At 66.1% G+C, this 20,234-nt stretch carries 19 protein-coding genes and 1 pseudogene; 10 read left to right on the top strand and 10 right to left on the bottom strand.

Going from position 1 to position 20,234, the window contains the following annotated elements; translation table 11 throughout:
- The 4 genes and pseudogenes from I71_RS37335 to I71_RS11305 form a co-directional block, all read right to left on the bottom strand.
- Window positions 1-179: pseudogene (locus I71_RS37335) on the bottom strand (IMP dehydrogenase); the annotation flags it as partial.
- 108 nt (window positions 180-287) lie between these two features.
- A complete protein-coding gene (locus tag I71_RS11315; RefSeq protein WP_042694958.1) occupies window positions 288-995 on the bottom strand; it encodes an RlmE family RNA methyltransferase in 708 nt (235 codons plus the stop codon).
- Window positions 996-1,096: 101 nt separating this feature from the next.
- Window positions 1,097-2,119 (bottom strand): Ppx/GppA phosphatase family protein, encoded by a 1,023-nt coding sequence (locus I71_RS11310; protein WP_042694957.1) that lies wholly within the window; start codon window positions 2,117-2,119, stop codon window positions 1,097-1,099.
- Window positions 2,120-2,232: 113 nt separating this feature from the next.
- The gene (locus tag I71_RS11305) at window positions 2,233-3,471 is read right to left on the bottom strand and encodes an ABC transporter substrate-binding protein (RefSeq protein ID WP_042694956.1); all 1,239 of its coding nucleotides are present in this window, start codon (window positions 3,469-3,471) and stop codon (window positions 2,233-2,235) included.
- A 581-nt stretch (window positions 3,472-4,052) separates the two neighbouring features.
- On the opposite strand from I71_RS11305, the gene I71_RS11300 reads away from it, so the two are divergent.
- From I71_RS11300 to I71_RS11265, 8 genes are all read left to right on the top strand, one after another.
- The gene (locus tag I71_RS11300) at window positions 4,053-5,399 is read left to right on the top strand and encodes an AarF/ABC1/UbiB kinase family protein (protein WP_042694963.1); all 1,347 of its coding nucleotides are present in this window, start codon (window positions 4,053-4,055) and stop codon (window positions 5,397-5,399) included.
- A 252-nt stretch (window positions 5,400-5,651) separates the two neighbouring features.
- Window positions 5,652-7,373, top strand: coding sequence for a methyl-accepting chemotaxis protein (locus I71_RS34925; protein ID WP_083897100.1), 1,722 nt, complete (start codon window positions 5,652-5,654; stop codon window positions 7,371-7,373).
- A gap of 96 nt (window positions 7,374-7,469) precedes the next feature.
- Window positions 7,470-8,513, top strand: coding sequence for a tRNA preQ1(34) S-adenosylmethionine ribosyltransferase-isomerase QueA (gene queA / locus I71_RS11290; RefSeq protein ID WP_042694955.1), 1,044 nt, complete (start codon window positions 7,470-7,472; stop codon window positions 8,511-8,513).
- Window positions 8,510-9,778 carry a tRNA guanosine(34) transglycosylase Tgt gene (tgt, locus tag I71_RS11285; protein ID WP_042694954.1) on the top strand — a complete coding sequence of 423 codons (1,269 nt, stop codon included), beginning with the start codon at window positions 8,510-8,512 and terminating at the stop codon, window positions 9,776-9,778. Before queA ends, tgt begins: the two co-directional genes overlap by 4 nt.
- The gene (queF, locus tag I71_RS11280; RefSeq protein WP_042694953.1) at window positions 9,771-10,235 is read left to right on the top strand and encodes a preQ(1) synthase; all 465 of its coding nucleotides are present in this window, start codon (window positions 9,771-9,773) and stop codon (window positions 10,233-10,235) included. The genes tgt and queF overlap by 8 nt, the downstream gene beginning before the upstream one ends.
- A complete protein-coding gene (queG, locus tag I71_RS11275) occupies window positions 10,222-11,295 on the top strand; it encodes a tRNA epoxyqueuosine(34) reductase QueG (RefSeq protein ID WP_083897099.1) in 1,074 nt (357 codons plus the stop codon). The genes queF and queG overlap by 14 nt, the downstream gene beginning before the upstream one ends.
- A complete protein-coding gene (eis, locus tag I71_RS11270) occupies window positions 11,262-12,602 on the top strand; it encodes an enhanced intracellular survival protein Eis (protein ID WP_083897098.1) in 1,341 nt (446 codons plus the stop codon). The genes queG and eis overlap by 34 nt, the downstream gene beginning before the upstream one ends.
- A gap of 115 nt (window positions 12,603-12,717) precedes the next feature.
- The gene (locus I71_RS11265) at window positions 12,718-15,123 is read left to right on the top strand and encodes a methyl-accepting chemotaxis protein (protein WP_042694952.1); all 2,406 of its coding nucleotides are present in this window, start codon (window positions 12,718-12,720) and stop codon (window positions 15,121-15,123) included.
- Between the two features lie 48 nt (window positions 15,124-15,171).
- On the opposite strand, the gene I71_RS11260 is transcribed toward I71_RS11265, so the two are convergent.
- The gene (locus tag I71_RS11260) at window positions 15,172-15,651 is read right to left on the bottom strand and encodes a CYTH domain-containing protein (protein WP_042694951.1); all 480 of its coding nucleotides are present in this window, start codon (window positions 15,649-15,651) and stop codon (window positions 15,172-15,174) included.
- A 398-nt stretch (window positions 15,652-16,049) separates the two neighbouring features.
- Window positions 16,050-16,205 carry a DUF3309 family protein gene (locus tag I71_RS35830; RefSeq protein WP_042694949.1) on the bottom strand — a complete coding sequence of 52 codons (156 nt, stop codon included), beginning with the start codon at window positions 16,203-16,205 and terminating at the stop codon, window positions 16,050-16,052.
- Window positions 16,206-16,530: 325 nt separating this feature from the next.
- Between I71_RS35830 and I71_RS11245 the strand changes: the two genes are divergently transcribed.
- Complete coding sequence (locus tag I71_RS11245; protein ID WP_042694948.1) at window positions 16,531-16,893, top strand: hypothetical protein; 363 nt, start codon at window positions 16,531-16,533, stop codon at window positions 16,891-16,893.
- 16 nt (window positions 16,894-16,909) lie between these two features.
- Here I71_RS11245 and I71_RS11240 read toward each other — a convergent pair whose 3' ends face one another.
- Together I71_RS11240 and I71_RS11235 are read right to left on the bottom strand one after the other, a co-directional pair.
- Window positions 16,910-17,824: a phosphatidylcholine/phosphatidylserine synthase gene (locus I71_RS11240; protein WP_083897097.1), complete on the bottom strand. Its 915-nt coding sequence runs from the start codon at window positions 17,822-17,824 to the stop codon at window positions 16,910-16,912.
- Window positions 17,821-18,519, bottom strand: a complete 699-nt coding sequence (locus I71_RS11235; RefSeq protein ID WP_042694947.1) for a phosphatidylserine decarboxylase — start codon at window positions 18,517-18,519, stop codon at window positions 17,821-17,823. Before I71_RS11235 ends, I71_RS11240 begins: the two co-directional genes overlap by 4 nt.
- A 131-nt stretch (window positions 18,520-18,650) precedes the next feature.
- On the opposite strand from I71_RS11235, the gene I71_RS11230 reads away from it, so the two are divergent.
- Complete coding sequence (locus tag I71_RS11230; protein ID WP_042694946.1) at window positions 18,651-19,121, top strand: hypothetical protein; 471 nt, start codon at window positions 18,651-18,653, stop codon at window positions 19,119-19,121.
- A 20-nt stretch (window positions 19,122-19,141) separates the two neighbouring features.
- On the opposite strand, the gene I71_RS11225 is transcribed toward I71_RS11230, so the two are convergent.
- Window positions 19,142-19,585 (bottom strand): DUF29 domain-containing protein, encoded by a 444-nt coding sequence (locus I71_RS11225; RefSeq protein WP_042694945.1) that lies wholly within the window; start codon window positions 19,583-19,585, stop codon window positions 19,142-19,144.
- Between the two features lie 76 nt (window positions 19,586-19,661).
- Window positions 19,662-20,234 (bottom strand): BMP family ABC transporter substrate-binding protein (locus I71_RS11220; protein ID WP_042694944.1); only part of this gene is annotated, 573 nt, incomplete at its 5' end.

Genomic DNA, 20,234 nt, shown 5'->3' with positions numbered 1-20,234 from the left:
TGGCGAGACGGCTCTCGGTCACCGTATCCATCGCCGAGGACATCAGGGGAATGCCCAGCTCGATGGATTTCGTCAATCTTGTCCGGGGTCCACGTCGTTCGGCAGGACGAGCTTTCGGCCGGAACCAGCAGGACGTCGTCGAAGGTCAGGGCTTCGCGGATTTTGGTGTCGCGCGCCATGTCTCTAATCTCCCGGAAGATAAACGTGGCGCACTTATACACAAGACCATGGGCTTGTGAACCCGTGCGCACACAGCATCTGTCATGCAAGTGCGAAAGGAGACGTCTTCAGTCGTTGACGTTGCCGCCGCGGAACCCAGTGGCGACGACATAGGTCTCCGACGATTCCGCGCGGCTGGCCGGCGGCTTGGCGTGCTTGACCACTGCGAAGTCGCGCCGCAGCCGGTCGAGCAGCGAGCGTTCCGCCCCGCCCTGGAACAGCTTGGCGACGAAGGCGCCGCCGGGGGCCAACACCTCCTCGGCGAAATCATAGGCGGCCTCGGCCAGCCCCATGATGCGCAGATGGTCGGTCTGCTGGTGGCCGGTGGTGGGAGCGGCCATGTCGCTCAGCACCAGATCGGCCGGACCGCCCAGCGCCTCCTTCAGCCGGTCGGCCGCCCCCTCCTCCAGGAAGTCGGCCTGCATGGTGGTGGCGCCGGGAACCGGGTCCATCGGCAGGATGTCCAGCCCGACAACAACCCAGCCGTCCTTGGCGGTCTGCACCTTCTCCACCGCGATCTGGGTCCAGCCGCCGGGGGCGGCGCCCAGATCGACCACGCGCTTGCCCGGGCCGAGCAGGCGGAACTTCTCGTCCAGCTGCAACAGCTTGAACGCCGCGCGCGAGCGGTAGCCGCGCTTGGTCGCCTCGGCGACATAGGGATCGTTCAGATGGCGCTCCAGCCAGCGCTTGGAGGATTCCGTACGCTTGCCGGCGGTCTTCACACGGACCGTGGCACGGCGCCCGCCCGGGCGCGTCGACGGAGTCTTTTCGGTCATGATCGCTGCAGTTCCTCGGTCATTCGGCGCAGGCGGGAAACCATCCCCCTGTCCGACCATACTATATAAGCCCAATGACCATTCCAGGTCGGCGGGCACATTCATTCGCCGGCGGCCCCGATCAGATCCACCAGAATCCCTTCGCGCAAGCCGCGGTCGGCGATGCGCAGCCGTTCCACCGGCCAGACGTCGCACAGCGCGTCCAGGACGGCGCAGCCGGCGACCACCAGATCAGCCCGATCCTGGCCGATGCAGGGATGGCGGGCGCGGCCGTCGAAATCCTGGGCGACCAGATGGTCGATCACCGCGCGGGCATGGTCGACGCGCAGATAGCTGCCGTCCACCGCCCGCCGGTCATAGCGGCACAGCCCCAGATGGACGCCGGCCAGCGTCGTCACCGTGCCCGAGGTGCCGAGCATCTGCACCGCGCCGGCGGCGATACGGTCCTGGATGTGGTTGCGCGACTCGAACGGGGCGATGGCGTCGGCGACTGCCTCCACCATCTGGGTGTAGTTGGCGCGGGTGACGTTGGGACCGCCATATTCCTCGGTCAGGCCGATGACGCCGCAGCGGATGGAGGTCTGATCAAGCAGGCGCGGCGCCCTGCCCTTCTCCACCTGCAGCCACATCAACTCGGTCGATCCGCCGCCGATGTCGAAAACGATGGCATAAGGTTGGGTCGGCTCCAGCAGCGCGGCACAGCCGGCCAGCGCCAGCCGCCCCTCCTCCTGGCTGGAGATGATTTCAAGAGGAATGCCGGTCTCGCGCTCCACCGCCTCGACGAAGGCGGCAGTGTTGGCGGCGCGGCGGCAGGCTTCTGTCCCGACGGCACGCACGGCGGTGCAGCCGCGGCGCTCGATCTTCGACCCGCAGACACGCAAAGCCGCGATGGTGCGCTCCATCGCGGGTTCCGACAGATGATCGTTGCGGCTCAAGCCTTCGCCCAGGCGGACGATGCGGGAAAAGGCGTCGATGACGCGGAAGCCGCCCGGCGCCGATTTGGCGATCAGCAGGCGGCAATTGTTGGTGCCGAGGTCCAGAGCGGCGAAGACCGGGCGCGCCAGCGCCGACGAACGCAACCGTCCGGTGTCGTTCTGCCGCTCGCTTTGCACCCGTAGATCCACGTACCGTCCCCGCAGCACCTAAAGAGCGGAGTGTAACCCGGATCGCCGTCCGGCGGGAACCCCTCTCGACCCGGATTCCGCCGACAGCGATCCGCAGGTCACGTCTGCGCCGATCACTGGGCTTTGACGAAGGGGCAGGTGCTGGTCCCGATCGGCAGGAAGGCTTCCGATGCCGGAATGCTGCGGACCTGCTTGTAATAGTCCCACGGCGCCTTGCTCTCCGCCGGACCTTTCACCTGGTACAGGTCGAGGTCGTACAGCACGCGGCCGTCCTTGCGGATGCTGCCGGGGGTGCCGAAATAGTCTGTCGGCATCGCCTTCATCGCGGCGGTCACCGGTTCGGCCTCGGTGGTGCCCGCCGCCTCGACGCCCTTCAGCCAATGCAGGGTGGCGAGATAGGTGTTCGCCTGCTCCTTGGTCGGCATCTTGCCGTGGCGGTCGAAGAAGCGCTTGGCCCAGGCGCGCGTCCGGTCGTTCTTGTCCCAATAAAAGCCGCTGGTGACGTACAGCCCCTTGGCAAGGTCGAGGCCCAGCGAATGGATGTCGGTGATGAAGACGATGTAGCCGACCAACCGCTGGCCGGAATCGGTCAGGCCGAATTCACCGGCCTGCTTGATGGTGCCGATGGTCTCGGCGCCGACATTGGCGAGCGCGACCACCTTGGCGCCGCTGCCCTGGGCGCTCAACAGATAGGAACCGAAATCGCTGGTGCCCATCGGGTGGCGCACGCCGCCGACCACGGTGCCGCCAGCCTGTTTGATCGCCTCGGTCGCCGCCTTCTCCATCGCCGTGCCGAAGGCGAAATCGGCGGTGATGAAATACCAGCTGGTGCCGCCCGACTGCACCACCGCCTTGGTCGTGCCGACCGCCAGCGACGCGGTGTCGTCGGCCCAATGGATGCTGTAGGGGGAGCATTGGGCGTTGGTCAGCTCGGTTGTCGTCGCGGCGCTGATCATCAGCACCTTCTTCTTCTCGCGCGCCACCGCCTGTACCGCCAGCGCCACGGAAGAGACCGGGATGTCCGTCACCATGTCGACGCCGTCGATGTCGAACCAGCTGCGGACGATGTTGGAGGCCACGTCCGGCTTGTTCTGCATATCGGCCGACAGCACCTCCACCGGTCGGCCGAGTACACTGCCACCGAAATCCTCCACCGCCATCCGGGTGGCGAGCACCGCCCCCTTGCCGCCAATGTCCGAGGCGAATCCGGCCTCGTCCGCCAGCACGCCGATGCGCACCGACCTGGCGGTCTGTGCCTGGGCGGAAAGCGTCATGGCTGACAACGCCACCAGGGAAAACGCCGTTCTGGCGAGCAGAGCCGCCAGCGCCAAAGGCTTGAACAACCGACCCATGCGATCCTCCCCATCCTCGTTTTTGTGACGGGCGCGTGCCGACCTGCGGCATCCCGCCGCACCGTTCGGCCTCGTGGATAGCCGGGTTTGATTTCATACGCAAACAGTATCGTTTGAAACCTCCCGCCTGCAACTTTGCCTCACCTGCCCCAGGAAGTGAGACTCTCCGGACAAAACAAAAGCCCTCACTCCGAGGTGGGGCGAGGGCTTTCGCAACGGGCATCTACGGCCCGGATGAAGTCGCCAATCAGGCGAAGGAATTTAAAACTGGAACTTCAGTCATATCGGCCGAGCAGATCGGCATAATCAGGTAAGCGCCGGTGGAGTCATGATCTTACTCACCCTCCCTGGTATCGGTCTCTACTGTTCCGTCCAAGCTATACGCTTGAACGGTAAGACGTTTCCGATGCTCGCTCACTTCACCTCGATGTCGATTACTGTAAGACGAAGCCTGCTCCCCTTTCACAGAGCTGTCAAGAAAATCGCATGCTGCGTCGCAGCACCTTCGAGAGAGCGTCCATCGGCCGTCTCCGAACAGGCAGGGGCTGGCCTTTTACCGGGGGCGAACCCACCTTGTGGGCATGCCGGAACACGATGAGAACACATGGGGCGGACGGGTCGCGCGGTATGCGCGGGTCGGCACTGCCGTTGGCGGGCTGGCCGCGCGGCTGGCGGGTGAGCGCGTGCTGGGAATCCGCGTGGAGCGGGAACGCCACGCGGCGGAACTGCGGGCCGCACTCGGCGGGCTGAAAGGGCCCCTGATGAAGGTGGCGCAGATCCTGTCGACCATCCCCGACGCACTGCCCAAGGAATACACCCAGGAACTGGCGCAGTTGCAGGCCGACGCGCCGTCGATGGGCTGGCCCTTCGTCAGGCGGCGGATGGCGAGCGAGCTTGGCCCCAACTGGCAATCGCGCTTCCAGAGCTTCGAGCACACGGCCGCCGCCGCTGCGTCGCTGGGACAGGTGCACAAGGCCATCGGGCCGGACGGACGGGAGCTTGCCTGCAAGCTGCAATATCCCGACATGGCCTCGGCGGTGGAGGCCGACCTGCGGCAGCTCGGTCTGATCTTCGCGATCTTCGAGCGCACCGACAGTGCCATCTCCACCCGACAGATCCAGAAGGAAATCGGCGCCCGCCTGCGCGAGGAACTGGATTACGAGCGCGAAGCCCGGCACACCCGCCTCTACCAGTCGATGCTGGCCGGCACGCCGGGCGTCCATGTGCCCGACGTGGTGCCGGAACTGTCGAGCAAGCGGCTTCTGACCATGGGCTGGGTGCATGGCCGCAAGATCCTGGATTTCGTCGCCGAGCATCCCGAGGCGCGCGACGAACTGGCGATGAACATGTTCCGCGCCTGGTACGTGCCCTTCTACAATTACGGCGTCATCCACGGCGACCCGCACCTGGGCAACTACACGGTCCGGCCCGACCGCTCGATCAACCTGCTGGATTTCGGCTGCATCCGCGTCTTCAAGCCCAGCTTCGTCAAGGGCGTGATCGACCTCTACAACGCGCTGCGCACCGACAACCGCGAGCAGGCGGTGGAGGCATACCGCACCTGGGGCTTCGTCAACCCGTCGAACGAACTGGTCGACGTGCTGAACATCTGGGCACGCTTCGTCTATGCCCCGATCATGGAAGACCGCCAGCGCAAGATCGAGGAGACCAACGGCGGGCATTACGGCCGGGAGACGGCGGGCAAGGTCCATGCCGAACTGCGCCGCGTCGGCGGCGTGGAGATCCCGCGCGAGTTTGTCTTCATGGACCGCGCCGCGGTGGGGCTGGGATCGGTGTTCCTGCATCTGAAGGCCGAACTCAACTGGTACCAGATGTTCCAGGGGCTGATCCGCAACTTCGACGTGACTGCGCTAGCGGCGAGGCAGAGCGCCGCACTGGCAGCGCAGGGATTGCCGCCACCGGATTAAGAGCACAACGCGGCAGACTTCCGACGGCGCGTTCAAAAAACCATCCAATTGAAAACATCGGCAAGCCTCTTGGAAATCTTCCATCCGCAATTCAAATTCTTATGACTTTTCACGGAGGTGCGCCTGAAATCTCTAGACGGCGCGATTGTTGGTCGTTTAATCAAAATCAAATGCCTGACAGCGGGTCGTTCGATTTTCCGCCACGTCCGGCTTGATCCCAAACAATTGATTCGGGCGAGGGGATGGGCACGGATGTCGATCAAGCGTAAATTATCGATGGCGATGGCCCTGATCGCAGCCATCCTGGTCTTCTCGATGGTCTTGACCTGGGTGACTGTCAGTGAGGAGCGCGACGCGTTGGAGACGGTGGAAGCCGCGTCCGGCCGCGTAACGGAAAAAAGTCTGGAACTGGTCAAATCGATCAAGGAAATCCAGATCCACGTCATCCAGGTGCAACAATGGCTGACCGATGTGTCCGCGACCCGTGGCCTGGACGGCCTGGATGACGGCCCCGCCAAAGCCGCGGAGCACGCGGACGGTTTTCGGGCGGAGATCGCCCGCGCCGCCGCGCTCGCTTCCGCTCTTGGGTTGAACGATGTTCAGGAGGCGTTGCGCGAGACGGCGGCAGCGTTCGTTCCCTATCACGACACCGGCAAGCGGATGGCTGAAGCCTTCATCGCCAATGGCCCGGCGGGCGGCAACCTGCTGATGGGTGAATTCGACAAGACGGCCGAAGCCATCACTGACAGCCTGGAAACCCTCGTCGGCAAGACCGATGCGGCGACCGCCGCCGAAATCGCCAAGCTGAACGGGTCCATCGACCATGTGCGGTACGATGCCGAAATGCTGATGATGACCGTTCTCTTCGGCGGTCTCATCGGACTGCTCACCTGCCTGGGCACGGCGATCATAATGACACGCGTCGTCACCCGCCCGCTGTCCGTGATGACCGATGCGATGCATCGGCTGGCCAATGGCGATATCACGGTAGCCGTGCAGGCCCAAGATCGTGCGGACGAGATCGGAGCCATGGCATCCGCGCTGACCATCTTCAAGGGCAACGCCATCGAGAAGCTTCGGTTGGAGGAGGAGGAGCGCTCCGCCGCCCTCCGGGCGGAAGAAGAACGAATCCGCACGACCAGGCAGCTTGCCGATCGGTTGGAACAGGAAATAGGCGGCATCCTGCGCACCATCACCGGAGAGGCCCTGGTGCTGCTGCAGACTGCGAAGACGATGACCGACAGCGCGCACCAGACCAATGTCCGTTCGGAAGCGGTTGCCGCCGCGACCGGGCAGACCTCGGCCAACGTCGAGACGGTCGCCGCGGCGGCGGAGGAGCTGTCCGCCTCGGTCGAGGAAATCGGCCGCCAGGTATCGCAGTCGACCGGCATCGCCGAGGAAGCGGTGGAACGCGCTCGTCACGCCAACGCCAAGGTGGATGGTTTGGCCGCCGCCGCGCGGCAGGTCGGCGACGTGGTTCAACTCATCAACTCCATCGCCTCGCAGACCAATCTTCTGGCGCTGAACGCCACGATCGAGGCTGCGCGGGCCGGTGAAGCCGGCAAGGGATTCAGCGTGGTGGCGAGCGAAGTGAAGAACCTTGCCAGCCAGACTGCCAAGGCGACAGAAGAGATCTCCACCCAGATCACCACGATCCAGGCCGCCACCAGGGAAGCCGTCTCCGATATCCAGGACATCACGCGCGTCATCGAATCGATAAACGAAATCGCAACCGGCATCGCCGGCGCGGTTTCGCAGCAGGCCTCCGCAACCGGGGAAATCGCCCGCAACGCGCATGAGGCCTCTACCGGCACTCGCGACGTGAACCATAACATCACCGGTGTGTCAGCGGCCGCTGGGGAAACCGGCACAGCCGCCCAGAATGTGCTGAGCGCCTCCACCACGCTATCGGAGGAAGCGGCGGCGATGGAGCGTCGACTTGCCGAGGTTCTGGCGCAGTTGCGCGCGGCCTGAGGCTTGCGGGTCGGAATGGAGCCGGTCCGGCAAGATTGTATGCCGTTCCTGTCCCTTCCCAACGGGGGCCGGTTCGGTCTATAGCTTGCCCCTCCCATGAAGACCGCCGATTTCGACTTCGACCTGCCGCCCGACCGGATCGCCGAGCATCCCGTCCGGCCGCGTGACGCCGCCCGCCTGCTGGAGGTGGGTTCGACCTCGTGCGACCTGCCCTTGCGCGACCTCATCGTGCGGGACCTGCCGACTTTGTTGCAGCCGGGCGACCTGATGGTCGTCAACGACACCCGCGTCATCCCGGCACGGCTCGACGGCCGGCGCGGCGAGGTCGCGGTGGAGATCACGCTGCACAAGCGGCTCGGCGAGCGGGAGTGGGCGACCTTCTCCAAACCCGGCAAGCGGCTGAAGCCAGGCGACACCATCGTGATAGCGCAGGATTTCAGCGCCGAGGTGACCGCCAAGGACGGCATGGAGGTGCGGCTGCGCTTCTCCGCCGGCGGGGCGGAGCTGATGGAGGCTTTGCACCGCCACGGCCGGATGCCGCTGCCGCCCTATATCCGCCGCAAGGCAGACGAGGGCGACAACGCCGATTACCAGACCGTCTTCGCCGCGCGGGAGGGTGCAGTCGCCGCCCCCACAGCCGGACTGCACTTCACACCCGAACTGCTGGCGGCACTGGACGCGCGCGGGGTTCGGCGGGTGCCGGTCACCCTGCATGTCGGCGCCGGCACATTCCTGCCGGTGAAGGTGGACGACATCGCCGACCACAAGATGCACAGCGAGTGGGGCGAAATCTCTCCGGAGACCGCCGCTGCGGTGAACGAGACGCGCAAGGCCGGCGGGCGGATCGTCTCGGTCGGCACCACGGCGCTGCGGATCCTGGAGACGGCGGGGCGCGAGGACGGGACTCTGGTCCCCTTCAGCGGCGACACCGACATCTTCATCACCCCCGGCTACCGCTTCCGCATCGTCGACCTGCTGTGGACCAACTTCCACCTGCCTAAATCGACTCTGTTCATGCTGGTGTGCGCCTTCGCCGGCTATGACCGCATGCGGGCGGCTTATCAGCACGCCATCGACACCAACTATCGCTTCTTCAGCTACGGCGACGCCTCGCTGCTGCACAGGACGGACCCATCATGACAGGCATCGGCTTTGACCTTCTGGCGACCGACGGGCGGGCGCGGCGCGGCCGCGTGACCACCGCCCACGGCACCATCGAGACGCCGGCCTTCATGCCGGTCGGCACCGCGGCGACGGTAAAGGCGATGACCACCGACGCGGTGGCCTCAACCGGTGCCGAAATCCTGCTGGGCAACACCTATCACCTGATGCTGCGCCCGACGGCGGAGCGGGTGGCGCAACTGGGCGGCCTGCACCGCTTCATGAACTGGAACAAGCCGATCCTGACCGACAGCGGCGGCTTCCAGGTGATGAGCCTGTCCGACCTGCGCACCATGTCGGAGGAAGGCGTCACCTTCAAATCCCACCTGGATGGCAGCCGTCACCACCTGACGCCGGAACGCTCGATTCAGATCCAGCATATGCTGGACAGCAACATCACCATGTGTCTGGACGAGTGTACGCCCTTCCCGGCGACCGAGGCCCAGGCCGAATCCTCCATGCGCCTGTCGATGCGCTGGGCGCGGCGCAGCAAGGACGCCTTCGTCGAGCGGCCCGGCTACGGCCTGTTCGGCATCGTCCAGGGCGGCATCTATCCTGAGCAACGGGCGGAAAGCGTCGCCGCCCTGACCGACATCGGCTTCGATGGCTACGCCATCGGCGGACTGGCGGTCGGAGAAGGCCAGGAAACGATGTTCCGCGTGCTCGACTTCACCGAGCCGCAGATGGTCAAGGACCGCCCGCGCTACCTGATGGGCGTCGGCCGGCCGAGCGACCTGATCGGCGCCGTGCGGCGGGGCGTCGACATGTTCGACTGCGTGATGCCGACCCGCTCAGGCCGAACCGGACAGGCCTTCGTCCGCCGCGGCACCATCAACATCCGCAATGCCCGCCACGCCCACGACGAGCGTCCGCTCGACGCCGAGTGCGGCTGCCCAGCTTGCCGCAGCTACAGCCGGGGCTATCTGCATCATCTGTTCAAGGCGGACGAGATGCTGGGGCCGATGCTGCTGACCTGGCACAACCTGCATTACTACCAGGACGTGATGCGGACGATGCGGCAGGCCATCCAGGACGGCAATTTCGAGGAGGTCGCCAGCGCGATGGAGGCCCGCCTGAGCGAGGGCGACATCGAGGCGACCGTCGACCCCATCGCCAAGCCCGGCAAGCCGCCGAAGCAAGGCCGCCCACCGAAGGTGGGCAAAGACACTGTTCCGCCGAAGGCGGACAAAGACAGCGACCCGCCCAAGGCCGAGCGGGTGGCGGAGGAAAAGACCGATGACTGAGAACATCTATGCCGGCCTGACCCAGCTCGGCGGCTCCACAGTCCAGCCCAAGACCCCGGAAGAGGCCGTGCTGGAGCGGGTGCCGAACCCGAACCCCGGCACCCCCTATTGCGTGCGCTTCACGGCACCTGAGTTCACCTCGCTCTGCCCGATCACCGGCCAGCCGGACTTCGCCCATCTGGTCATCGACTATGTGCCCGGCGACTGGCTGGTCGAGTCGAAGTCGCTGAAGCTGTTCCTGACCAGCTTCCGCAACCATGGCGCCTTCCACGAGGCCTGCACGGTCGGCATCGGCAAGCGGCTGGTGGACGAGCTGTCGCCAGTGTGGCTGCGCATCGGCGGCTACTGGTATCCGCGCGGCGGCATCCCCATCGACGTCTTCTTCCAGACCGGCGAGCCGCCGAAGGGTGCCTGGATCCCGTCGCAGGACGTCCCGACCTACCGTGGCCGCGGCTAAGCCCGACGCCCTGCCCGCCGACCCGGCGCGGCTGCGGGAGACCATCCGCGACCGCGCGCTGGCGGTGGGGTTCGACGCGGTGGGCTTCGCCCCCGCAGCGCTGGGACCGGAGGCGCGCGAACGCCTTGCCCGCTTCGTCGCCGAGGGGCGGCATGGCGACATGGGCTGGATGGCCGAGCGCAGCGACCAGCGCAGCCATCCGCAATCCCTGTGGGACGAGGCGCGCACCGTCATCGCGCTCGGCACCAGCTACGCCCCGCATGACGACCCGCGCCGGCTGGCGGAGCATCCCGACCGTGGCGTCGTCTCGGTCTATGCCCGCAACCGCGACTACCACGACCTCGTGAAGGGGCGGCTGAAGACCCTGGCCCAATGGCTGGCCCACCGGACCACGGCCGGGGTGAAGGTGTTCGTCGACACCGCCCCGGTGATGGAGAAACCGCTGGCGGCGCAGGCCGGGCTGGGCTGGCAGGGCAAGCACACCAATCTGGTGTCGCGCGACCACGGCTCCTGGCTGTTCCTGGGCGAGATCTACACGACTCTGGAACTCCCGCCCGACCCGCCGGCGCGCGACCGCTGTGGCTCCTGCGACCGCTGTCAGGTCGCCTGCCCGACCGCTGCCTTCCCGGCGCCCTACCAGATCGACGCCCGGCGCTGCATCAGCTACCTGACCATCGAGCATAAGGGGCCGATCCCCGACGACCTCAAGCCCTTGATGGGCAACCGCATCTATGGCTGCGACGATTGCCTCGCCGCCTGCCCCTGGAACAAGTTCGCCCGCGCGACCCGCGAGCCCGCCTTTCTGCCACGGGCCGAGTTGACCGCACCGCGGCTGGCCGATCTGGCGCAGCTGGACGATGCCGGCTTTCGTCAGGTGTTCAGCGGCTCCCCCATCAAGCGCATTGGCCGCGACCGCTTCGTCCGCAATGTCCTGGTCGCCATCGGCAACAGCGGCAACCCGTCGCTGAGACCGGTGGCGGAGGCGCTGTGCCAGGATGCCAGCGACGTGGTGCGCGAGGCCGCCGGATGGGCGGTGGCCAGGTTGAGCGCCGATGCCTGAGTGACATTTCCTCGCCGCGACCGCACAGGTCCGCTCACCCTGTTGCCGCCAAGATTGTTGCGGTATCATTCCGGTTGGATCGCAGCGCCCCTCTGTGTCGCCCGCCATCGAACGAGTGGAGACCGGCCGTCGCATTTTCCCTTCCACATCGTGAATACGGACCAGCCGATCCGGACGAGCTGAGCGCCGTCGCCCGGCTGGCGCGGCTTGGCTTCGGACTGTCTCGCGATCTGTTCGACCGCTATGCCGCGCTGTTCGGCATCGACAGCATCCGCGTTCTGAGGGTTCCGCGGAGCACCGGCACCACGCTGGCCGCCTGTGCCGCCTGTTGGACGATGAACCAGTGGTTCGGCGGACGGCCGGTTCCGGTGCTGGCCATCGCCATGGTGGCGGTCGATCCGGCGCTGCGTGGCGCCGGGCATGGCAGTGCGCTGATGAGGGCCTTGCTGACCGAAGGGCGCGACTCCGGGGCGGCGCTGGCGCTCCTCTGTCCGGCAACCCTGCCCTTCTATGGGCGGCTCGGTTTCGGCCGCGGTGGCGTCACCTGCCGCTGGAGCGCGCCGCCGACAGCCTTCACGCACTCCGGCGCTGGGGCGAGCGACCTTTGGCCGGCGGATCCGCTCGATGCCGCACCGTTGGCGATGCTCCGCCAGCCTCTGCTGTTGGAGCAGAACGGGCTACCCGAACGAACGGAAGCGCTATGGACGCTTGCCCTCTGCCCGGATGGCGAGCCGGCTGACCTTTACCGCAACGAAGACGGCTACATCGCGATGACGCCACCCCAGGACCGGAGACTCGCCGTTGCCGATCTCTGCCTGCCCTCGGCACGCTCGTTGAAACCGGCGATGGCCCTGCTTGCCGGCTTCCGGGCCCAGGTCGACCGGGTGACGTGGCGCGGCGGCCCCGACGATCCGCTTGTCCTGCTGGCCGGCGACGGCGTTAGGCTGGAGTGCCGCGAAGAATGGCTGATCCGTCCGCTCGATATCGGCAAAGCGCTGGAAGCACGGGGCTATCCGGCGGATCTGGCGGACAAAGTCACCTTTGAGCTGGAAGATGATCTAATTCCCGATAATTGCGCACCATTCAATCTCGACGTTGCCGGTTCCAACGGAAGAGTCTCCAGAACCGCGCAAGCTCTTGCTCCGCCGGTTCAGATCGACACCGTTGCTTTCGCCAGCCTGTTCACGGGATATGCCAGCGCACGCATACTGTGGCATGCCGGCCTGCTGCATGGTGAAGAAAAGATGATCGACCGGCTCGACCGTGTATTTTGCGGTGCAACGTGCTGGATGCCCGACCGTTTCTGAAATAGGCAGGCTATCTGACTTGAATCAAACCGGACGTTAACCGTCTTGTGGTTCAATCGCCCCAATGAACGGGAGTAAAGCGTTGCCGGAGGGCGATGCAAATGGGGGGTCCATCATGACGATCGGAACGCGGATCGCACTTGGCTTTGCCGCCGTACTGCTCCTGACGGTTGGCGTGGCGTTCGTCGGCTGGAACAGCCTGAGCACCTATGCCGAGCGGGTCGATCTGGAGGCCCATACCGCCGACCTCGACACCAGGTTGAAGTCGGTGCGGCTGGAGGAGGCGCGCTTCGTCACCGAGCGGGACGCCAAGGCCTCGGCCAATGTTCCGGGAATGCTGGATGCCTTGCAGGCCGAAGCGCAGCAAACGCGCGCCGCCCTCGCTGACGGCGAAGGCCGGCGTGTGCTGGACGAGGTACTGTCCGGCATCGGCGGCTATCGCGCTGCCTTCGCCAATTTCGTCGCCCAGGACGGCGAGGCGCACGCCCGCACCACCAGCATGGAGATGCGCGCCCGCGCGCTGCGTGAGATCGCGGAGAAGATCGGCAAACAACAATCGGAGCGCTATGACCTGAACATGGCCAGCAAGCGCGACGCCGATACCGAGCTGCGACACAGCATGGACACGGCCGAGCGGGCCAACCGCGTCATCGAGCGGGTGCTGGAGGTCCGGCGCCAGCAGAGCGAATTGCGCCGCAAGGCCGACGACGCTCTGGCCGACCGGATCGTCGCCGCTCTGGACGAGCTGGTGCAGACCACCGATACGGTCGCCAAGGATCTCGTCGGCACCAATGACGAGGAAGCCGCCGCCCAGATTGCCGGCGACGCCAGGGCCTATGGTGAGACGGTTCGGGCACTGCGCGCCAAGGGAGCCGCCGCCCTCACCGAGGCGGACGTGGCCGCCGGGCTGGACGCGGCGGCGCGCGGCGTGCAGGAGCGCGCCGTGGAGCTGCAGAAGAACCAGGCAATGGTAACCGAGGCGCTGACCGAAGCCTCCAAATTCGCCCAGAGCGAGGTGAACGAGGCGATCATGCTGCGCGGTCTGGCGATGCGGCTGGTGCAGGACGCCCAGTCGGCAATGCTGGCCCAGCGGGATTTTCTGCTGACCGGATCGGCCGATGCCAAGGCCGCCGCCGCCGCCGCAGTGAAGGAGGTTCTGGAGATTGCCGGACAGGCTGGCGCCGTTCTGGTCGACCAGGAGGGGCGTGCGCTGATCGCCGCCATCACCGATGCCGCGCGGGCTTTCGACTCGGAATTCACAGCGCTGTCATCGGCCGTTGCCAAACAGCATGACGCATCGGCGGCGATGGCCAAGGCATCCGCATCGGTCAGCGGCCAGGTCGGCCGGCTGGTCACCCTGCAACGCGAGGACCGCGAGGCTGGCCGCGCCAGCGCCGGGATGGTGATCGCGATCGGGGCCGCTGTGGCCCTGGTGCTGGGTGCCCTGATGGCCTGGATCATCGACCGCGCCATCACCCACCCGCTGCACGCCATGACCGGCGCCATGGGCCGGCTGGCCGAAGGCGACCTGAGCGTCGACATCCCCGGCGGCAACCGCAAGGACGAGTTGCGCAACATGGCCGCCGCCATGACCATCTTCAAGGACAACGCCCTGGAGATGCGGCGGATGGAGCGCGAGCGGGAAGAGATGCGCGTCCAGATCGACGCCGACCGCCGCCGCACGATGAACGAGTTCGCCAACGGCTTCGAACAGGCGGTGTCCGGCGTGGTGAACTCGCTGACCGACTCGGCAAGCTCGCTGGGCCGCGACGCGCAGGAGATGTCTTCGGACGCGGCACTGACCACCGCGAAATCCACCGCCGTGGCCACCGCCTCGCAACAGGCGACCGCCAACGTGCAGACCGTCGCCGCGGCAGCGGAGGAACTGTCCGCTTCGATTGCCGAGATCTCCCGCCAGCTCAACGCCAGCTCCGCCACCGCGTCGGGCGCCGCCGACAAGGCGGTGCAGACCAACAGCATCGTCGAAGGGCTGTCGCACGCCGCCGAGCGGATCGGTCAGGTCGTCGGGCTGATCGGCGAGATCGCCGAGCAGACCAACCTGCTGGCGCTCAACGCCACCATCGAGGCAGCCCGCGCCGGCGAGGCGGGGAAAGGCTTCGCCGTGGTGGCGACCGAGGTGAAGAATCTCGCCGGGCAGACCGCCAAGGCGACCGAGGAGATTTCGGCCCAGGTGGCGGAGATGCAGACCGCCACCACCAGCGCGGTGGATGCCATCCGCACCATCTCCGATGCGGTGACCGCCATCAGCGGCACGGTTACCGACATCGCCCAGGAGATGGAGCAGCAGGGCAGCGCCACGCGCGAGATCGCCCAGAATGTTCAGCAGGCGGCCGAAGGCACCCAGCAGGTGATGCGCAACATCGCCGAGGTGACCACCGCCGCCACCAAGACCGGCGGTGCCGCCGATGCGGTCCTGAACGCCAGCCGGACGCTGGCAAGCCAGGCCGACCGCCTGCGTGGCGAGGTTCAGGGCTTCCTGGACAAGGTGCGGACGGCCTGATTGCTATCGAGACGCGTGCGGCGGCATGGCCGCGCGCGAAGGCTCAGGTCAGGCGGCTGCCGAAGACCAGCGCTTGATCGGTGCACGGGACAGAGCCGAATTCCCGTAAGCACGCAAGGTGGTGACCTCCGCGCCGATCCAGTCCGGCAGCGGCACCGTCTGATCGGGAGTCTCCAGTTCCACCTCAGCGATGACGAGGCCGGCATTCTCGCCGTGGAAGACGTCGATCTCCCAACACAGGCCGTCCTGGCAATGGCGGTAGCGGGTCTTTTCGATCAACCGGCCTTCACAGCCGTGAAGCAGCAGCTGGCGGGCGAAATCGAGGGACAAGGGATGCTCCAGCTCGTCCCGGCAGGCCCCGCGTTTGAGCGATTTGATGGTCAAGGTGGCACGGTCTTCCGCGATGCGGACGCGCACCGTGCTGATGCCGTCCGACGGCAGGTATCCCTGGACCATTCGCACGCCATCGCGGCAGAGATGCCGGACATCCTTGCGGACAAGAAAGCGCCGCTCGATTTCCAGTGCCATGGCCAGTCCCTTCGGACGAACTCGCCGATGACCCTAGCCGAAAGTCTGCGCCGGCTTCAACCTCGTTGCCCTGTGTGCAACGCAACCGAGGCTGCATGCCCCTGCACTATGATGTGACGATCGGTCGCAAGGGACGGGGATTGATGCTATCGTCGGGCGATGAACGCCGAACTTTCCGCGACAATTCCCTGGCTGGTCCTGTTCGCCTTCTACGGACTGCCGCTGCTGCATGTGGCGTTTTCGCGCCAGGGCGGCGGCTGGCGCCCGCCGGCCGGGTCGCGCTGCCCCTTCGGACCGCGCGCCGGATGGCTGGTGATGGTTTTGATGCTGGGGCCGGTCGGATGGCTGATGTTCGCCCTCCGCCGACCCCGCCGTTCATCAAGCCGATAGGCTGCGGATCAGATCCGGCCCATCAGCAGCAGGACGATCAGGACGATCAACAGCACGCCGAGGATGCCGCTGGGACCGTATCCCCAGCCGCGGCTGTGCGGCCAAGCCGGAACGGCGCCGAGAAGCATCAGAATGAGGATGATGAGCAGAATCGTGCCGAGCATGGCCTTCTCCCTATTGATGGAGCCTTTGTGACGGACAAGCGGGACCTCAACGGGATGCCGTGGGCTTTGTTCCTGTCCGGCCCGAACGTGACGGTTCGCCACCACCAAGGAGGGATGCCGCCCCAGCGGCATTCCTCGAACGCGATGCGACCGATCTTCCGATGAGTTCGCCCCTGTTGACGGATTGCGCGTGGCCGCTTAGGCTCCATTCCATGAACGTGCATCGCATCGACGGCATTCTGCGAATTAGCGGCCCGGTTCTCCTTTGAGAGCCGGGGATTTCGCTCGTCCATTCCGCAGTACCGTCTGAAGGCCCGATCACGCCATGTCCAGCACCGTGCATGCCAACACTCTGAATGCCGCCCCTGCCTCCGCCTCGGATGCGCGGGCAATTGCTCCCGGCCGCCGGGTCGCCTTTTCCCTGCTTGCCGAGGCCGATCCCGGCACCCTGCCCCGCATTCTGGAATATGTCGCCAAGCGCGGGCTGGTCCCGCTGGCCCTGAGCAGCCGCCTGACCGACGACCTGCTCGACATCGTGCTGGAGGTCGGCGATCTGCCGCAGGCTGAAACCGACCATATCGGCCGCTGCCTTGGTCAGATCCCGATGGTGGTGCGCATCACCGTCACCGAACTGCTTGCCGAAGCTGCGACAGCCGACCGGTTTGCGGAGCTGGTGGCGGCGGAATAGGGAAAGCGGAAGCCGGTCAGACCGGCTTCCGTGCCTCGTCACCTGGTGGAGTTGCGGCGTCCGGAGCCGGCGCCCCGGTCTCCTCCATCTCCGGCAGCGGTTCGCCGATTTCCGTGCGCATCAGTTCCGCGGCCCGTTGCAACTTGCGGAACTGGGCGATGGAGAATGGCAGGCTGACCATATAGACGATGCCGACGATGGACAGTGTCCACCAGGGCTGGCTGACCATCATCGCAGCCAGCTGTAAAACGACGGCCAGTGCCGGCACCACCCAGTGGGCTGGAACCCTGGCCCCCTTGAAGGAGAAGGTCGGCAGGGTGCTGACCATCAGTCCGCCGATCAGCAGCGTCCACGGCACGATGACCGCCGGATGACCGGGGAACTCGGGTCCGACCTCGAAGCCCAGGATCATCGGCAGCAGCACAAGACCGGCACCGGCCGGGGCCGGCACACCGGTAAAATAGTTGTAGGCCCAGGGCGGCAGATCGACCACCCCAAGGCGAGAGTTGAAGCGCGCCAACCGCAGGGCGCAGCACACGGCATAGGCCATGGCGGCGATCCAACCCAGGCTGCCCGCGCCGTTCAGCCCCCACAGATACATCATGAAGGCCGGGGCGACGCCAAAGCTGATGGCATCGGACAGGCTGTCCAACTCCGCCCCGAACTTGCTCTGCCCGTTCAGCAGGCGGGCGATCCGGCCGTCCAGCGCGTCGAGAATGGCGGCGATAACGATGGCGATGACCGCCGGCTCCCACCGCTCCTGCATGGCGAATCGGATAGCCGTCAGGCCGGAGCAGAGCGCCAGCACCGTCAGCACGTTCGGCAGCAGGTGGTTGATCGACAGGCCCTTCAGCCGCGGGTGCGGCCGGCCGGGACGGCGCGCCCGGTGCGGGCGGAAGATCTGCTGGCGGAAGACAGGCGGTCGTTTCATCGACGCACGTCCCCTTGCCGTTGCGCTTCGGTCCCGTTCAGGTCGGCCAGGATCGTCTCGCCACCGATGGCGGTCTGGCCGACGCAGACCAGCGGAGCGACGCCGTCGGGCAGATAGATGTCGGTGCGGCTGCCGAATCGGATCAGGCCGAACCGCTCGCCGGCCTTCACCTCCTGCCCGGCCTTGACCCACCACAGGATGCGGCGGGCCACCAGACCGGCGATCTGGACATAGGCGATCTCGCGCCCATCCGGCAGACGGTGGCGGAAGGCCATCCGCTCATTCTCGTCGCTCGCCTTGTCCAGGGCGGCGTTGACGAAGGTGCCCTTGTGGTATTCGGCCGCCACGATGGTGCCGTCGGCCGGCACGCGGTTGACGTGGACGTTGAAGACGTTGAGGAAGACGCTGATGCGGGTCAGCGCCTTGTCGCCCATGCCGAGTTCCTTGGGCGGAACCGCCTGGACGATCATGGTCACACGCCCATCGGCCGGGCTGACCAGCAGGCCGGGCCGCGTCGGCGTCACCCGGTCGGGATCGCGGAAGAAATAGGCGCACCACAGGGTGAGCACCAGACCGATCCAGCCGAGCGGCGCCCAGACGGCAAGACCGAGGATCAGGGAGACCACGGCGAATCCGGCGATGAAGGGCCAGCCGGCACGGTGGATGGGGACGACGACGGTATCGATGGCGGACATCGCCTGCTTTCTTCGTATTTTCAGACCACAGCGAACAGCCATTCTAGCCGTGCGTTGCAAGCCTTTACAGAATTTTAGCGGGAGGAGCCCATGCTGTCGCTTCCGTCGCCCCTGAAGCCGAGCGTATCGCCTTGTCCGTTCCCGATCTGAAGACCATTCAGTCGCTGGCCGAAGTCCCGGACGGCGCCCTGCCCATCACCCCCGGCTCGATCGAAATGACGCCGGAAGGCGTGCTGGGCATCGCCAAGCCGCCCCGCCCCTGCAAGCTGACCTTCATGGCCGACGGCCTGCCCTTCAACGTCGCTGTCCGGCATGAGAGCGAGGAGGACGGCGGCGGATCGATCTGTCAGATCTGGGCCGATGTCGGCCATGTGCCCTATACCGCCCAGGCGCCGGAGCGCCGCCGCGCCCTGCTGGCGGTTTTGCGCGGGATCGAAGGGCTGCCGCATGTCCGCTTCATCGTGCAGGGCGGACAGAAGATCATCCTGTTCTCGGAAATCCGCCTGGAACACCACGCCTCGCCCGAAGACCTGTTCCACCAGACCATCCTGGTCCTGCAGGAAGCACGGCCGTTCCTGCGGCTGCTGGGCGAGTATCTGTAAGACGGGAAAGCCGGAACTCTTCAGCCTTCCGGCCAGAACCCCTCGTCCGTCATCTCCGCGAAGCTCCACGGGCACTGGACGGGGAATGTCGCCTCGTCAATTCCTGTTTCGGCAGCGGCATCGCGCCGCGCCAACCGGTAGGCGTCGGCAATCGATTCGCTCAGCTTCGACTTCAGGCTTGGGTTGTCACGCAAATGCGTTTCGGATTTTCGTCGCGGCTGTTGGCAACCGAAAGACGCCCAGGAATTGCTGCGGCGGGACGGTTGATGCTCCCATTTCAGCAGATGGTGCAGAAGCACGCGCAGCCGACTCACCAGCTCCCGCTTTTCGGTCTTGCCCATGCTTTCGATCTCCTCGGCGATGTGCTCGATGTCCGCCGAGTCGAGCTTGCCGGCCCGCAGAAGGGCGGCCTGTTCGTTCGCCCAGGCGTAGAAATCGCTGTCGTAGAGGGTGCTTCCGTCCATCGCCCACCTCCCCACATCGCCTGTGGGCGCAGTGGACCCGAGGCGTTCACCCCCGGTCCGCTGCGCCGCACGCCGCTTACTTCGGAACCTTGCCCTGCACGCCTTCGACGTACCAGTCCATCTTCAGGATCTGCTCGTCGGTGGCGGTCTTGCCTTCCGGGATCACCACCTTGCCGGACTGGTCCTTGACCGGGCCCTGGAAGGAATGGCGCTTGCCCGACACGATGTCGGCCTTGATCTGGTCGGCCAGCTTCACGACGTCGGCCGGGATCGCCGGGTTGTAGGGGGCCAGTTCGACCATGCCGGTCTTGATGCCGCCCCAGGTGTCGATCGGCTTCCAGGTGCCGTCCAGCACCGCCTTGACGCGCTCGACATAGTAGCCGTTCCAATCCTCGACGATCGCGGTCAGGTGCGACTTCGGACCGAAACGGGTCATGTCCGACGACTGGCCGACCGACCACAGCCCGCGTTCCTGCGCGGTCTGGATCGGGGCCGGGCTGTCGGTGTGCTGGACGATGATGTCGGCACCCTGGTCGATCAGCGCCTTGGCCGCCTCGGCTTCCTTGCCGGGATCGTACCAGCTGTTGACCCAGACCACGCGGACCTCGGCCTTCGGGTTCTGCTCACGCAACGCGATGGTTGAGGCGTT

The sequence above is a fragment of the Azospirillum sp. B506 genome (assembly GCF_000333595.1).
Taxonomy (GTDB): domain Bacteria; phylum Pseudomonadota; class Alphaproteobacteria; order Azospirillales; family Azospirillaceae; genus Azospirillum.
Note: the sequence above shows the minus strand (reverse complement) of the source record. Positions and strands in the feature narration are given on the sequence as shown.